14 protein-coding genes are annotated in these 15,371 nt (G+C 63.6%); 6 read left to right on the top strand and 8 right to left on the bottom strand.

What is annotated here, in order from left to right; all coding sequences use genetic code 11:
- Window positions 1-124 precede the first annotated feature (124 nt).
- From hmpA to BG61_RS07340, 5 genes are all read left to right on the top strand, one after another.
- Window positions 125-1,306, top strand: coding sequence for an NO-inducible flavohemoprotein (hmpA, locus tag BG61_RS07360; RefSeq protein ID WP_035929541.1), 1,182 nt, complete (start codon window positions 125-127; stop codon window positions 1,304-1,306).
- A gap of 203 nt (window positions 1,307-1,509) precedes the next feature.
- Window positions 1,510-1,947, top strand: a complete 438-nt coding sequence (locus BG61_RS07355) for a carboxymuconolactone decarboxylase family protein (RefSeq protein WP_035929538.1) — start codon at window positions 1,510-1,512, stop codon at window positions 1,945-1,947.
- 11 nt (window positions 1,948-1,958) lie between these two features.
- Window positions 1,959-2,390 carry a cupin domain-containing protein gene (locus BG61_RS07350; RefSeq protein WP_035929536.1) on the top strand — a complete coding sequence of 144 codons (432 nt, stop codon included), beginning with the start codon at window positions 1,959-1,961 and terminating at the stop codon, window positions 2,388-2,390.
- A 123-nt stretch (window positions 2,391-2,513) separates the two neighbouring features.
- On the top strand, window positions 2,514-3,731 hold the full coding sequence (locus tag BG61_RS07345; protein ID WP_035929533.1) for an NnrS family protein: 1,218 nt from the start codon (window positions 2,514-2,516) through the stop codon (window positions 3,729-3,731).
- A gap of 155 nt (window positions 3,732-3,886) precedes the next feature.
- A complete protein-coding gene (locus BG61_RS07340) occupies window positions 3,887-4,270 on the top strand; it encodes a hypothetical protein (protein WP_035941616.1) in 384 nt (127 codons plus the stop codon).
- Window positions 4,271-4,458: 188 nt separating this feature from the next.
- On the opposite strand, the gene BG61_RS07335 is transcribed toward BG61_RS07340, so the two are convergent.
- From BG61_RS07335 to BG61_RS07310, 6 genes are all read right to left on the bottom strand, one after another.
- Window positions 4,459-6,201, bottom strand: a complete 1,743-nt coding sequence (locus tag BG61_RS07335; protein WP_035929529.1) for an ABC transporter substrate-binding protein — start codon at window positions 6,199-6,201, stop codon at window positions 4,459-4,461.
- A 1,041-nt stretch (window positions 6,202-7,242) separates the two neighbouring features.
- Window positions 7,243-7,524, bottom strand: a complete 282-nt coding sequence (locus BG61_RS07330) for a DUF2160 domain-containing protein (RefSeq protein WP_035929526.1) — start codon at window positions 7,522-7,524, stop codon at window positions 7,243-7,245.
- Window positions 7,524-8,336 (bottom strand): carbohydrate ABC transporter permease, encoded by an 813-nt coding sequence (locus BG61_RS07325; protein ID WP_035929523.1) that lies wholly within the window; start codon window positions 8,334-8,336, stop codon window positions 7,524-7,526. The genes BG61_RS07330 and BG61_RS07325 overlap by 1 nt, the downstream gene beginning before the upstream one ends.
- Window positions 8,329-9,219 (bottom strand): carbohydrate ABC transporter permease, encoded by an 891-nt coding sequence (locus BG61_RS07320; RefSeq protein ID WP_035941615.1) that lies wholly within the window; start codon window positions 9,217-9,219, stop codon window positions 8,329-8,331. Before BG61_RS07320 ends, BG61_RS07325 begins: the two co-directional genes overlap by 8 nt.
- Window positions 9,216-10,307, bottom strand: coding sequence for an ABC transporter ATP-binding protein (locus BG61_RS07315; protein WP_035932238.1), 1,092 nt, complete (start codon window positions 10,305-10,307; stop codon window positions 9,216-9,218). Before BG61_RS07315 ends, BG61_RS07320 begins: the two co-directional genes overlap by 4 nt.
- Window positions 10,294-11,388 (bottom strand): ABC transporter ATP-binding protein, encoded by a 1,095-nt coding sequence (locus BG61_RS07310; RefSeq protein ID WP_035932244.1) that lies wholly within the window; start codon window positions 11,386-11,388, stop codon window positions 10,294-10,296. Before BG61_RS07310 ends, BG61_RS07315 begins: the two co-directional genes overlap by 14 nt.
- A gap of 208 nt (window positions 11,389-11,596) precedes the next feature.
- Between BG61_RS07310 and BG61_RS42725 the strand changes: the two genes are divergently transcribed.
- Entirely contained in the window at window positions 11,597-11,761 is a 165-nt protein-coding gene (locus BG61_RS42725; RefSeq protein WP_158447169.1) for a hypothetical protein, read from the top strand.
- Window positions 11,762-12,091: 330 nt separating this feature from the next.
- On the opposite strand, the gene oxlT is transcribed toward BG61_RS42725, so the two are convergent.
- Window positions 12,092-13,402 carry an oxalate/formate MFS antiporter gene (gene oxlT, locus BG61_RS07305; protein ID WP_035932250.1) on the bottom strand — a complete coding sequence of 437 codons (1,311 nt, stop codon included), beginning with the start codon at window positions 13,400-13,402 and terminating at the stop codon, window positions 12,092-12,094.
- 403 nt (window positions 13,403-13,805) lie between these two features.
- Window positions 13,806-15,167, bottom strand: a complete 1,362-nt coding sequence (locus BG61_RS07300) for an OprD family outer membrane porin (protein WP_051672361.1) — start codon at window positions 15,165-15,167, stop codon at window positions 13,806-13,808.
- Window positions 15,168-15,371: the final 204 nt, after the last annotated feature.

Below are 15,371 nucleotides of genomic sequence, written 5' to 3'. Positions count from 1 at the left end.
CGTCATTGATTTTATTGACATTCTATTCTGGCACGAATCGTGGATTGTAGACGAGGCAACTTTACCCCGGGCCGCATTGATCCACACGGCCCACATCAACCGGAAACCACGAGGAACCGTCAAGATGCTGTCAGCCGAACACCGTGCAATCGTCAAAGCCACCGTGCCGCTTCTCGAAAGCGGCGGCGAAGCGCTCACCACGCACTTCTACAAGATCCTCATCAGCGAAAACCCCGAGGTGCGGCCGCTCTTCAACCAGGCCCACCAGGCGAGCGGCTCGCAGCAGCGCGCGCTCGCGAACGGCGTGCTCATGTATGCGCGCCACATCGACCAGCTCGAGAAGCTCGGCGGCCTCGTCGGGCAGATCATCAACAAGCACGTCGCGCTCAACATCCTGCCGGTGCATTATCCGATTGTTGGCCGGTGCCTGCTCAGGGCGATCCGCGAGGTGCTCGGCGCCGAGGTCGCAACCGACGCCGTGATCGAAGCATGGGCCGCGGCGTACCAGCAGCTCGCCGACCTGCTCATCGGTCTCGAGGAGGAAATCTACAGCGAGCGCGAAGCCGCGCCCGGCGGATGGCGCGGCACGCGCGTGTTCCGCGTTGCGCGCAAGGTGCCGGAAAGCGACGAGATCACGTCGTTCTACTTCCGCCCCGACGACGGCGGCGCGGTGCTCGACTTTCATCCCGGCCAGTACATCGGCCTGCGCGTGGTGATCGACGGCGAGGAAATGCGCCGCAACTACTCGCTCTCCGCCGCGCCGAACGGGCACGAATACCGGATCAGCGTGAAGCGCGAGCCGGACGGCAAGGTGTCGAACCATCTGCATGCAAACGTTCATGAAGGCGACCGGATGGAACTCTTCGCGCCGTCCGGCGACTTCCGGCTCGAACCCAGCGAGAAGCCGCTCGTGCTGATCAGCGGCGGCGTCGGCATCACGCCCACGCTCGCGATGCTGCAGGCCGCGCTCGGCACCGAGCGCCCCGTGCACTTCATCCACTCGGCCCGGCATGGCGGCGTGCACGCGTTTCGCGACACGATCGACGACCTCGCTGCGCGCCATCCGCAGCTCAAGCGCTTCTACTGCTACGAACTGCAGCGCGACGGCGACGCCGGCGCGCACGGCTTCGGCTATCTCGACGAAGCGCGGCTGCACGAATGGCTGCCGAAGACGCGCGACGTCGATGCGTATTTCCTCGGCCCCGTGCCCTTCATGAAGGCGGTGAAGAAGCACCTCAGGACGCTCGGCGTGCCCGAGTCGCAGAGCCGGTACGAGTTCTTCGGCCCCGCGTCCGCGCTGGAGTGACGAAGGCGGCCGCGCAGGGCGCGCAGGGCGCGCAGGCGGCGCATTTTTGCCTTCTGCGCGCCTTGGGGGCGCGTCGCGCAAGCAGCTCACTGGTTACCTGAAAATCTCCAGAAACGGCTATTTTCAGAAGCCAGTCCGAAGCCTAATCTTGTTCCTGTCGCGCCACTGTGGCGTGCCGCTCAACCTGAAAAGAGGACTCGTCCATGGAACCCCGTCTCGACTTCTACAAAGCCAGCCCGCAAGCCATCAAGGCGATGATCGGCCTCGAAGAGCGCATCGGCAAATCGGCGCTCGAAAAATCGCTGATGGAACTGGTGCGGCTGCGCGCCTCGCAGATCAACGGCTGCGCCTACTGCGTCGACATGCACACCGCCGACGCGCGCAAGGGCGGCGAAACTGACCGGCGCCTCGCCACCGTCGTCGTGTGGCGCGAAACGCCGTTTTTCACCGACCGCGAGCGCGCCGCGCTGGAATGGACCGAAGCGCTCACGCTGGTGTCGCACGAGCATGTGCCCGACTCGGTCTGGGCCGCGGTCAGGCCGCATTTCAGCGACGAGGAAATCGTCGATCTCACCCTTCTCGTCTCGGCGATCAACAGCTGGAACCGCTTTGCGATCGCGTTTCGCAAGCTGCCGGCCTGAAGGAGCGAGCGATGAGCATTTCCCGCAATCCGCGCCTGCGACGCGCCGCCGCCACACTCGCGACAACGCTCGCGTTGTTCGGCGCGGGCGCGGCCCGCGCCCACGACGCGGCCGAGGAAACCGTGACGCCGGTCATGCGCCAGGCGATCCCCGAGGCGGCCGGCAAGAGCGTGCTGATCGCGACGGTCGCCTACAAGCCGGGGCAGGCTTCGGAGTCGCACATGCACCCCGGCTCGATTTTCGCGTACGTGCTCGAAGGACACGTGGTCTCGCAGCTCGAAGGCTCGCCCGCGAAGACCTATGGACCGGGCGAATCGTGGTACGAAAAGCCCGGCGACCATCACCTCGTGTCGCGCAACGCGAGCAGGACAAAGCCCGCGAAGCTGCTGGTGTTCGCGATCGTCGGCGAAGGCGATCCGGTGAAGCAGCCCATCCCCAAGTGAAGCGATGCAAGCCCGCGTGGCCGTGACATGCACGGCACGGCCACGCGACCTTCCGACGCGCCAGGCGAGCGATGCCGCGGGCCATACTGACGGATGAAGCCACACGCATCGCAGGAGAACAGCATGAAGATCACGGAGCCCGCCACCTCGTACATCGCGCCTCCCGGCAGGCGTCAGCCGCCGGGGAGCTTCGCGCTCTTCAATCTCGGCTTCAGGCCGTTCTACCTCGGCGGCGCCGCCTGCGCGGCGGTGGCGCTCGTCGTCTGGCTGATGGTGCTGGGCGGAGCACCGCTGGCGGGTGGCTACCTGATGCGCGCGAGCCCGATCGCGTGGCACGCGCACGAGATGGTGTTCGGCTTTGCGGCGGCGATCGTGGCCGGCTTCCTGCTGACTGCCGTGCGCGCGTGGACCGGCCGGGACACGGCGAAGGGCGCGACGCTCGCCGCGCTTGCGGCGCTCTGGCTTCTCGCGCGCGTGCTCGTGTGGAGCGGCCCGGCGTTGCCCGCCGCGCTCGTCGACAGCGCGTTCCTGCCGTTCGCGGCGCTCCTGCTGCTTCGCGTCCTGCTCGCGGCCGGCAACCGGCGCAACTATTTCATCGTGCCGGTGGTGCTGCTTTTCGGCGCGCTCAATGCGGCCTTCCATTTCTTCACCATCGACGCACGCCCCGATCTCGCGATGCGCTGCGTCTATGCGGCCTCGGGCATCGTGGTGGTGCTCGTCAGCGTGATCGGCGGACGCGTCATTCCGATGTTCACCGCCAACGCGATTCCCGGCTTCGTCACGCGCAGGTGGCGCCTGATCGAACTGGCCGTGGCGCCCGTCACGCTGCTCGCGCTCTTCGCCGATGCGTTCGGGCTCGATCCGCGCGCGACGGGCGTGCTCGCTGGAATCGCCTGCGCGACGCACGCGGCGCGGCTTGCCGGCTGGCGCTCGTTCGCCGTGCGCGGGCCCGCGATCCTCGCCGTGCTGCACATCGCCTATGCGTGGATTCCGCTCGGCTTCGCGCTTCTCGCGCTGAGCGCGTGGGGTTACGTGCCGCACACGCTCGCGATGCACGCATTCACGGCGGGCGCGATCGGCGGCGCGATCATCGCGATGATCACGCGTACGGCGCGCGGGCATACGGGCAGGCCGCTCGTCGCCGATACCGCCGACCTCTTGAGCTACGCCCTCGTCATGGCCGGGTCCGCGATGCGCGTGTTCGGCCCGCTCGCGGCGCCGCAGCTCCATCCGGTCTGGATCTGGGGGGCGGGCCTGTGCTGGGCGGCCGGCTTCACGATCTACGTGGCGGCCTACGCGCGCCCGCTCCTGCGGCCGCGCGCGGACGGAAAGCCGGGCTGAAGCCGTGCCGATGCCCCCCTTCGCAGGGATACGTCCGCCTATCTCCTGAATATTCGCGGCCCCCTCCGCGTGCCGGGTTTCAATGCCGGCCGCGGGCGGCGACACTGGCGCATCGGTTCAACGACCGGTGCCCTGCGAAATGACTGGAGAAAGGCATGAACGCTCACGTTAATCTGGTTTCGAAGCTCGCCGCAATGTCGATCGCCGCAACGTCGGCGGCACTCGCAGCGCTTCCCGCCCAGGCCAGCGTGAACGATTACCGGATCAAGCTCGTCAACGAGACGGGGCTCGCAATCCGCGCCTTCCACGCGACGAACATCTTCGACCCCGATCCCGGGCCCAACCTGCTGTGGCGGCACATGCTCCCGCCCCGCTTCTCCGCCGTGGTCGACACCGACGACGCAAGCGGCGTCTGTCTCTTCGACTTCGAAACGGTGCTTTCCAGCGGGCACGTCATCGAAGACCGCGCGGTGAATGTCTGCGATACGTGGACCTACCGGATCGCGCCGCGCATGCCGGAAGCACGGATGCCAAGCTGACGTTTCGCGTCGCCGGACCCGCTCGAATATGAGCGAGGAGACCATCCGCCGGCAAACGCGAAATCAGCGCGCATCCGTGCGCGGCCCGTGAGCCGTCCGATCGCGCGTGCTCATAAAAAAACGGGCGACTTTGCCGGGGTCGCCCGCCTCCTGCCTCATCGGCGCCTCTGCGGCGCTCGCTTCCCCGCTTAACGCACCTTCCCGCTCTTCCACGCGGACAGCAGCTCGTCGTACTTCACCGTTTCGCCCTTCGGCTTCTCATTGGCGAGCTTCTTCCACGGCGCGTGCTGGTCGGAGAGCCACTTCGACGGATCGCTCTCGGCGTTCAGCTGCGGCGCGCACACCTTCATGCCCGCGCGCTGCAGACGGGCGAGCACCTGATCCATCTCCTTCGCGAGGTTGTCCATCGCAGCCTGCGGCGTCTTCTCGCCGGCCACCGCCGTCGCGACGTTCTTCCACCACAGCTGCGCCATCTTCGGGTAGTCGGGCACGTTGTTGCCGGTCGGCGTCCACGCGACGCGCGCCGGACTCCGGTAGAACTCGATCAGCCCGCCGTACTTGTCCGCGTTCTTCGTGAAGTACTCGCTATGCACGTCGGAGTCGCGAATGAACGTGAGACCGACGATCGACTTCTTGAGCGACACCGACTTCGACGTCACGAACTGCGCATAAAGCCAGGCGGCCGCGCGCTGGTTGGCGGGCGTGGACTTGAAGAAGGTCCACGAGCCGACGTCCTGGTAGCCGTTCTGCATGCCGTCCTTCCAGTACGGGCCGTGCGGCGACGGCGCCATGCGCCACTTCGGCGTGCCGTCCGGGTTCGTCACGTTGCCGGGCTTGAGCATCGACGCCGTGAACGCGCTGTACCAGAAGATCTGCTGCGCGATCCTGCCCTGCGCGGGCACCGGGCCGGCTTCGTTGAACGTCATGCCCGACGCTTCCGGCGGCGCATACTTCTTCAGCCAGTCGATGTACTTCGTGGTCGCGTACACGGCCGCGGGGCTGTTCGTGCCGCCACCGCGCGACACCGAGGCGCCCACGGCATGACAGCCGTCGGGCGTCACGCGGATGCCCCATTCGTCGACCGGCATCCCGTTCGGAATGCCCTTGTCGGCTTCGCCCGCCATCGAAAGCCACGCGTCGGTGAAGCGCCAGCCGAGCGACGGGTCCTTCTTGCCGTAGTCCATGTGGCCGTAGACCTTCTCGCCGTCGATGGTCTTCACGTCGTTCGTGAAGAAGTCCGCGATGTCCTCGTACGCGCTCCAGTTCACCGGCACGCCGAGGTCATAGCCGTACTTGGCCTTGAACTTGTCCTGCAGGTCCTTGCGTGCGAACCAGTCGGCGCGGAACCAGTAGAGGTTCGCGAACTGCTGGTCGGGCAACTGGTAGAGCTTCTTGTCCGGCGCGGTGGTAAAGCTCGTGCCGATGAAGTCCTTGATGTCGAGGCCCGGATTCGTGTACGCCTTGCCTTCGCCTGCCATGTAGTCGGAGAGCGGCACGATCACGCCATAGCGATAGTGCGTGCCGATCAGGTCGGAGTCCGAGATCCACCCGTCGTAGATGCTCTGGCCCGACTGCATCGACGTCTGCAGCTTCTCGACGACGTCGCCTTCCTGGATGATGTCGTGCTTCACCTGGATGCCGGTGATTTCCGCGAACGCCTTTGCGAGCGTCTTCGATTCGTACATGTGCGTGTCGAGCGTCTCCGACACCACGTGCACCTCCTTCACGCCTTGCGACTTCAGCTTGGCGGCCGTGTCGATGAACCACTTCATCTCGTCCATCTGCTGCTGCTTCGAGAGCGTGCTCGGCTGGAACTCGCTGTCGACCCATTTCTGCGCCGCGGCCGTGTCCGCGAACGCGGCGCTGCTCGCGAGCGACCCCGCGAAGATGCTCCCCACCGCAAGCGCGACGATCCGTCTCCTGTGTTTCATTGTCTTCTCCTCAGTTCTCCGCACCCCTTGGATCATCTGCCGGCGCCCGCTCGGGGCAACAACGGAACCGGACACATTTGACTGCTAGCGCGTGTTCGTGTTTACACCGTTTGATTTCGATGCGCTTCTGCTGAGCTCGCCTTGCGCTCGGGTCGCGCGTTTCTTAAACCGTTTGATGCGCTCTTGCTCCCATGAAACTTGTATCGTTCGCGGTCTGTTTGCTCGCCCCTGTGCGGGGCAGTCACTTTCTTTGCACAAGGAGGCCGCTTGCGCTCGGGTCGCCTGTTTCTTAAACCGTTTGATGCGGTCTTGCTCCCATGAAACTTGTATCGTTCGCGGTCTATTTGCTCGCCCCTGTGCGGGGCAGCAGTCACTTTCTTTGCTGCTGCAAAGAAAGTAACCAAAGAAAGCAGCTTTTCAGTCATCGGTCTTAGGACGGCAACTCATTTGCAATACCAATTGGCTCAGCCCCTAAGTGTCGCCCTCATAAGACCACCCGGCTTGGTGCGCGGCACGCACCGACACCACTCACATTCCCCCGAAGCGGTATGCACTCCGTTCCGCTCCGTCCGCGCTTCGCTCGGACGTCTGGCACAACCAACAACCAGCAGTTCGCCACCGCCCACGCAATCCCAACCCAAACCGCAACCCGAACGCCAACGCCGAACCCAACCGCAACGCAACAGCAACCACAACGACAATTTCAAACAGAACGGAAAACCTCAAATACGCGACAAGGTGTACCCGACGTCTGAGCGAAGCGAAGATGGGTGGATGACTGCTGTGCCGATCTGTTCGCTGCGCGATGTCACGGTGCTTGCCGCGCACCAAGCCCGGTAGTTCTGTGACGGCGACACTTAGGCGCTGTGCCGATGAGGATTGCGAGTGCGTTGTCCTCCTGAGACTGATGGCTGAAAAGCTGCTTTCTTTGGTTACTTTCTTTGCAGCAGCAAAGAAAGTGACTGCCGCCCCGCACAGGGGCGAAGCTAATAGACCAATAACAAAACAAGTTTCATAGGAGCGCGAGCGGATCAAACACCCCTACCCCTTCCACATGATAAAAATCACCACGAGCATCGACACAGCAAACCCCGGCCACGCGCTCGCGCCTTCGGCGCTGATCCCGATCCAGGCGAGGTTGATGTACGCCGCCGTCAAGAGTCCGATGAAGAGCCGGTCACCGCGCGTCGTCGCGATCGGCAAGAAGCCCTTGCGCTCGATGGTCGGCGAGCGGATCTCCCACACCGTCATGCCCGCGAGCATCACGGCGACGCACCCGAAAAAGATCGCCACTTCCGGCGTCCAGTACATCCACGTGATCATCACACTCTCCCCATCGCAAAGCCCTTCGCGATGTAGTTGCGCACGAAGTAGATGACGAGCGCCCCAGGGATGATGGTGAGCACGCCCGCCGCCGACAGCACGCCCCAGTCCATGCCCGCCGCCGAGATCGTGCGCGTCATGACGGCGGCGATCGGCTTCGCGTTGACGGTGGTGAGCGTGCGCGCGAGCAGCAGCTCGACCCAGCTGAACATGAAGCAGAAGAATGCCGTCACGCCAACGCCCGACTTGATGAGCGGCAGAAATATCTTGATGAAGAACGTGGGGAACGAGTAGCCGTCGATATACGCGGTCTCGTCGATCTCGCGCGACACGCCCGACATGAAGCCTTCGAGAATCCACACCGCAAGCGGCACGTTGAAGAGCATGTGCGCGAGCGCGACGGCAATGTACGTGTCCATCAGCCCGACGCTCGAATACCACTGGAAGAACGGCAGCAGGAACACGGCGGGCGGCGTCATGCGGTTCGTGAGCAGCCAGAAGAACATGTGCTTGTCGCCGAGAAAGCGGTAGCGCGAGAACGCATACGCCGCCGGCAGCGCGACCAGCACCGACATCACCGTGTTCATCAGCACGTAGATGATCGAGTTGATGTAGCCCCAGTACCACGAGGGATCGGTGAAGATGACCTTGTAGTTGTCGAAGGTGACGTGCTGCGGCAAGGTGGAAAACGACGAGAGCGTTTCCTCGTTCGTGCGCAGCGAGATCGACAGCATCCAGTAGAGCGGGAGCAGCGCAAAGAGGATGTATACGACGATCACGAGCGTGCGCATCCAGCGGCGGTCGTCACGCATGATCGTCTCCTGTCGTCGCCGGGCCGCCCTTGCCCACGCGCTCCATCCAGTTGTAGAGGATGAAGCAGAGCAGCAGGATGATCAGGAAGTAGATCAGCGAGAAAGCCGCCGCCGGCCCGAGGTCGAACTGGCCGACCGCCTTTTGCGTGAGGTATTGCGAGAGGAACGTGGTGGAGTCGCCCGGACCGCCGCCCGTCAGCACGAACGGCTCGGTGTAGATCATGAAGCTGTCCATGAAGCGCAGCAGCACGGCAATCATCAGCACGCCGCGCATCTTCGGCAACTCGATGTAGCGGAACACCGCGAAGCGGCTCGCGCCGTCGATTTCGGCGGCCTGATAGAAGGCGTCGGGAATCGCGCGCAGCCCCGCGTAGCAGAGCAGCGCGACGAGCGGCGTCCAGTGCCAGACGTCCATCACGAGCACCGTCACCCACGCATCCGACGGGCTCGCGGTGTAGTTGTAGTCGATGCCCGCGTGGTTCAGCCAGTAGCCGAGCAGGCCGATGTCGGGCCGCGCGAAAATCTGCCAGATCGTGCCGACGACGTTCCATGGAATCAAAAGCGGCATCGCGAGAATCACGAGCGCCGCCGACGCTCGCCATCCCGACGCGGGCATGGCGAGCGCGAGTCCGACGCCAAGCGGAATCTCGAGCAGCAGCACGCACAGCGAGAAGATCACCTGGCGCCCCAGCGCGCCGCGCAGGTCCGAGTCGTTGATGATGTTGCGAAACCATTCCGTGCCGACGAACACGTGCTGCGTCGGGCTGATGATGTCCTGCACCGAGTAGTTCACGACCGTCATCAGCGGCAGGATCGCGGAGAACGCGACGCAGATGAACACCGGCACGACCAGCAGCCACGCTTTCTGATTGATGGGCTTCATCCTCGTCCGATCCTTTCGTCGTTGCTGAAGAACACCGTTTCGGGCGCGGCGAGCCGCAGCCACACCGGGCCTTCGTTCAGCGTCACGTGCGGCTCGACCTTCGCCTTGAACACGTGGCCGTCGCACGCGGCCGTCACGAGCTGATAGTTGCCGAGACTCTGCGCGCGCACGAGTTGCGCCTTCACGGTGCCCGGCTCCTCGCTCGCCGCGAGGCGCGTGAACTCGGGGCGGATGCCGAGCTTCAGTTCGCCGCTCGCGTGCCTGAGCGACGCGAGCGTGTCCGCATCCACCTGCAAGCGCTGCCCGCCGATCCTGACGCCGTGCGCATCGAGCTCGATCGGGCAGAGATTCATCCCCGGGCTGCCGATGAAATACCCGACGAACGCGTGATCCGGGCTGAGGAAAAGCGCCTGCGGGCCGCCCTTCTGCACCACGCGCCCGTTGGTCATGACGACCACTTCGTCGGCGAAGGTCAGCGCTTCGACCTGATCGTGCGTCACGTAGATCAGCGTGAGTTTCAGCTGCTGGTGGATCTTCTTCAGCTGGCGCCGCAGCATCCACTTCATGTGCGGATCGATGACGGTGAGCGGTTCGTCGAACAGGATCGCGGCGACGTCCTTGCGCACGAGCCCGCGCCCGAGCGAGATCTTCTGCTTCGCGTCCGCCGACAGGTTGCTCGCCTTGCGCTTGAGTTCGCGCGTCATGTCGAGGATCTCGGCCACCTCGTGCACGCGCGCCGTCACTTCAGCCGCGGCCAGCTTGCGGTTGCGCAGCGGGAACGCGAGGTTGTCGAACACGCTCATCGTGTCGTAGATGACCGGGAACTGGAACACCTGCGCGATGTTGCGCGCGCGCGCGCTCTGGCCCGTCACGTCGCGGCCGTCGAACAGCACCTTGCCCTCCGACGGCGTGACGAGGCCCGACACGATGTTGAGCAGCGTCGACTTCCCGCAACCCGACGGCCCGAGCAGCGCGTAGGCGCCGCCGTCTTCCCACACCATGCTCATCGGCTGGAGCGCGTAGTCGTCGAGCGTCGCCGGGTTTGGCCGGTAGGCGTGCGCGAGATTCTGGAACTCAATGCGCGCCATGTCCCGCCTCCGGTCCGGACACGAGTTTCGCGTCCGTGTCGAATACAAACAGTTCGTCGGGCTCGACGAACACGTCGAGCGCCGTGCCGAGCGCGATCTGGTGCACGCCCTGCAGTTGCGCGACGAGGTCGATGCCTCCGTCCCTGGTGTGCACGTGCAGATAGGTTTCCGAGCCGCTCAGCTCCGCGAGTTCGAGCCGGCACGGCACGGCGATCGCCCGCTGCGTGCGCGGCGCGAGCCGCAGGTGCCCCGGGCGAATGCCGATGCGGCACATGCCGCCGTTCGCGATGCCGCGCTCGAGCGGCACGTCGATGCCGATCGGCAGGCGCGCGATGCCCCCGGCGGTGAGCTCGCTCGTCAGCATGTTCATCGGCGGATCGTTGAATACGGCGGCGACGTCGACCGTGGCCGGCGCGTTGTACACGTCGAGCGTGGGGCCGTACTGCAGCACTCGACCCTTGTCGACCACCGCGGTGTAGCCGCCGAGCAAAAGCGCCTCGAGCGGATCGGTGGTCGCGTAGACGACGGTCGTCTTGCCGTCGGCGAAAAGCGTCGCCAGCTCGGCGCGCAACTCTTCGCGCAGCTTGTAGTCGAGATTGACGAGCGGCTCGTCGAGCAGCACGAGCGACGAGCGCTTCACGAGCGCCCGCGCGAGCGCGCAGCGCTGCTGCTGTCCACCCGACAGCTCGCCCGGCCGGCGCTGCAGCAAATGTTCGATATGCAGCTTCGCCGCGACCTCGTTCACGCGCTCGAGCACCTGCTTCGCGTCCGTCTTCTGCAGTTTCAGCGGCGACGCGATGTTCTCGAACACCGTCATCGCCGGATAGTTGATGAACTGCTGGTAGACCATCGCGAGGTTGCGCTCCCGGACGCCGACGCCCGTCACGTCCCGGCCGTCGGCGATGACGCGGCCCGCGTTCGGCTTGTCGAGGCCCGCCATCACGCGCATGAGCGTCGTCTTGCCCGCCTGGGTGGGCCCGAGCAGCACGTTGATGGCGCCCGGCGTCAAGCGGAGATCGACGCTGTACAGATGCGTCTGCCCGCCCGAAACGACGGTGATCCGCTCCAGTTCCAAGACCAAATTCCGCTCCTTGTGTCGATGCCTGTGTTGCGCTCGTCCTGCCCGGTCGGTGCGATGCCGCGCACGCCGCGGCCGCGCGGCGTCATCGCCGGTTCATGGAAATGGCTCACACTCGGCGCGCGAGCCATCGCGTGAATTCATTTGACTGCTTGTCGATGCTTGAAACGGACTCGCCGGGCGCGCGCAATAGCGGACCCGGGAAAAACGCATGCGCGCCCTGATCGGGGCGCTGCCGGTGGTTCGGCTGGGCGTTGGGATCATCCATGTCTCGTTCGTTTTTATTTGGACACCGATGCTGCAGTTCGTGGCCCTTATTTTCAAAAAGGAAACCAAAACAACAATCAGGATGTTCCTTTTTGTTCGTTTACGTTGAAATCGGGGTTAACCATACAAATTCGCGCAGTGAGACCGACGAACTGCCGACACCAGCAAAAGCGGACGTAAAGAGAGCGAAAACCGGCACGCGGGGCCGGGCGCAGCGTGCGCCTTGCACACGATACTGGCGCGGCGCCGATGTGGGAACAAGGTATTGAACGGCTGAGGGAAAACACGGCAATGCGGCGCGGCCTCCCGGCGCGATTCGCGCACCGTCCGTGCACCATCCGGGCACCGCTCAGAACCGCAAAAATGCAAAAAGCAGGCGGCGCACGTTGCGTGCGCCGCCTGCCGTCTCAGGTTCGAAGCGTCGGTTTGTTCCGGAGCATCAGTCCTTCACTGGATGCCCATACTGAATGTCGACCGCGCTCGACGAGTTCGAATGCTTCTGCGCGTGCGCATTGCGCATCGGCTTGAGCACGAAGATCGCGAGGAACGCGGACAGCGCCGCCATGCCCGACGCCACCATGAACACGGCGTGCCAGCTGCCGGTCATCGTCGTGATCACGCTGCTGAACGGCACCAGCAACGCGGCCGTTCCCTTCGCGGTGTAGAGCAGGCCCGCGTTGGTGGCGGCGAACTTCGGTCCGAACGTGTCGCCGCAGGTAGCCGGGAAGAGGCTGTAGATCTCACCCCAGGCGAAGAACACGATACCCGTGAGTATCACGAACGCCACCGGGCTGTGACCATACTTCGACAACGCCACGATGCCGACCGCCTCGATCGCGAATGCCAGGCACATCGTGTTCTCGCGGCCGATGCGGTCCGAGATCCAGCCGAAGAACGGCCGGGTCAGCCCGTTGAGCACGCGGTCGATGGTCAGCGCGAACGTGAGCGCCGGCAAGGCCAGGCCGAGGATCGACACCGGCGCATCGTGCAGGCCGAAGTCCTTCGCGATCGGACCGAGCTGCGCCGTCGCCATCAGGCCGCCGGCCGCCATCATCACGAACATCAGGTACATGACCCAGAAGATCGGCGAGCTCAGCACCTGCTTCGGCGTCGCGTTGTACACCGCACGCTTGAGCGCGTTCTTGGCCGGCTCGAGCAGGCTCGCCGGCGGGTGGTAGAGCGCCATGCCGAGCAGGAACACGATCAGGCCCTGGCCGAGACCGAACCAGAGGAAGGTCGACTCGTAGCCGCTTTGCTTGATCATGGTCGCGATCGGCACGACGGTCGCGGCCGAACCCGCGCCGAAACCCGCCGCTGTGATGCCCGCCGCGAGCCCCCGGCGATTCGGGAACCACTTCAGCGCATTGCCCACGCAGGTGCCGTACACCGCACCGGCGCCGACGCCGCCTACGGCCGCCGCGAAATACAGCATCGGCAGCGACGACGCCACCGAGTTGAGCACCCAGGCGACCGCGCACAGCAGGCCGCCGATGACGACCACCGGCCGTGGACCGTATTTGTCGACGAGATAGCCTTCGACGGGAACCAGCCAGGTCTCGGTCACGACGAAGATCGTGAACGCGACCTGAATGGCAGCCCGCCCCCAGTGGTACTTTTCATCGATGGGGTTCACAAACAGGGTCCAGCCGTACTGCATGTTCGCGATCATTGCCATGCAAATCACACCGAACACGAGCTGCACCCACGGCGACGCGAGCCGCGACGCTCCCACTTGGCGATCCGTTTCCATTTGCCTGTCTCCTTGGCATTGTTTGCCTTTGTCTCGATGCCGAATTGGCACCTCCATCGAAGCTCAACTTTTCATGAGCGATCAGATATACACAGTATGTGATATATCAAGTAAGTCAAGCGAAAGAATCGATGGGGTTTTCACTAGGCACACCGGATTTGTAATGGTTTGAAAGCCAGTGCTTACTGCTTTCAGCGGATGCATAAAAAAAGGCCCGCAGGAAAGCCTGACGGGCCGGAGGCGTGATGCGAGACATGGCGATCCGCAGCACACGTTGCAGTTATATATGAAAGACAAACGTAATGTTTAACTTTCTTATTGTAGGTTTCCCTAGCATGCGTCGACCCGAAGTTTACGGCAAGCTTCCGAGGCCGTCCGTGCGGGCCGAACCGTCGCCGGATGGTCAGAACACGTTCACCGGCACGTTGATCATCAGACGGTACACGTCGCTCGTGCTGTCCGAATAGTATTTGCTGCCGTGGTGATGCATGTAATAAAACTTGATGCTGGTGTCCTTCAGCTTGCCGCTCGCCACCGTATAGCTTGGAATGACGCCGAATTCGTAATGCGTGCCGTGAACCGGCTGTCCGTCTTTCCAGTAAAGTCCGTGAAGCGCGCTATCCGGATCGGCATAGCGATTCGCCGAAGTTGTCGCGTCGGCACCCCAGCCATACGCGGTCCATGCCGTCATTTTCAGGCCCGGAACGCCGTAATCCTTGAAATTGAGCGAATAGGAAAGACTGATCGACTTTTCATGCGGCGCGTTGTAATCGACGTCGAGCGAGTTGGCGAGATAATCCCCCGCCGACTGGCCGACATAATCGAAGAACTGATTGCTCGCAATCTGCTGGAAACCGACCTGAACCGTATGGGCGCCATGTTGTCCGGAAAGCGCCAGGCTATAGGCGTGGTTATTGATCGGGCCGCTTCGGCTTTGCCCGACATTGTGCGTGTAATAGTAATTCAGCGCGCCGGTCCAGCGTATCGCCGAAGGGCTGCCGATACTGTGCGTCGCGTTGAAATAATACTGATCCCACACATTTTCGGCGCGGCTGCCGTAAAGCGTGAACGAGGTATCGTCGCCGATCGTATAATCGCCACCCGCGTACGTGAACCGGCTGAACCTGATGCCGCCGTACTCCGTCGAAAGCGACGAGGTGCTCGTCATGCCGCGCGCCAGCACAGCGTCCACGCTGCCCGCCTTGATCGTCAGATTCCTGATTTCATCGCTCGCGAGCGAAAAGCCGCGGTAAGTCGGCGGCAATGCGCGATTATCGTGGGGCACGAGAAACGGATTATCGAACAGTTGCTGGCCGTATTTGAGCACCGTATTGGAGACGCGCGCCTTCACGTCCCACACTCCGGGATACGTCCATGCAAGCTGGTTTTGTCCGGTGCCGTCCGCATTCAGGTGCACGCGATTACCGGCCCCGACCCCGCCATTCAGTTTCAGCGCGCTGAAAAGCGAGGCGTCGACGCCGACACCGAAAAGACCGCGCGTATAACCCGATTCAAAAACCGCCTGATTGCCGAGAACCCACGCATCCTTCTTCCCGCCGCCCTTCATCTCGAAATGTTCGGTGTAGGAGCGAAACAGCAGCTTGAAATGTGAATCTTCTATAAATCCATTCGATTTCGCCTGATTGCTGATCGGCGCATCGGCTTCGGAATTGGGCGGTGAACTCGGCGGCGCTTCCGTATGCCGGGACGGCAATTCGGCCTCGGTTTCCGTTTCATCGGCATGCGCGATGACACTTCCGGCCATCAGGCCGCTGAACAGCAAAATCGATAAGGCGAGTGAATGCTTTTGTTTTTTCACGGACGATCTCCACTGGATGATTCAGTTACTGCCTAAAGCCGTTTCAAATCGAAGGGACGTAAAGGGCCGCGCCCGGCGACCGGAAGGGTCGGAGCGTCGAACGTGGCGGCGAGGGAAAACGCGGCTCCCTGCCCCGATATCAGCGGGGCG

Origin of the sequence: Caballeronia glathei (genome assembly GCF_000698595.1) — a bacterium.
Taxonomy (GTDB): domain Bacteria; phylum Pseudomonadota; class Gammaproteobacteria; order Burkholderiales; family Burkholderiaceae; genus Caballeronia; species Caballeronia glathei.
This window is presented reverse-complemented; position numbering and strand designations above follow the sequence as displayed.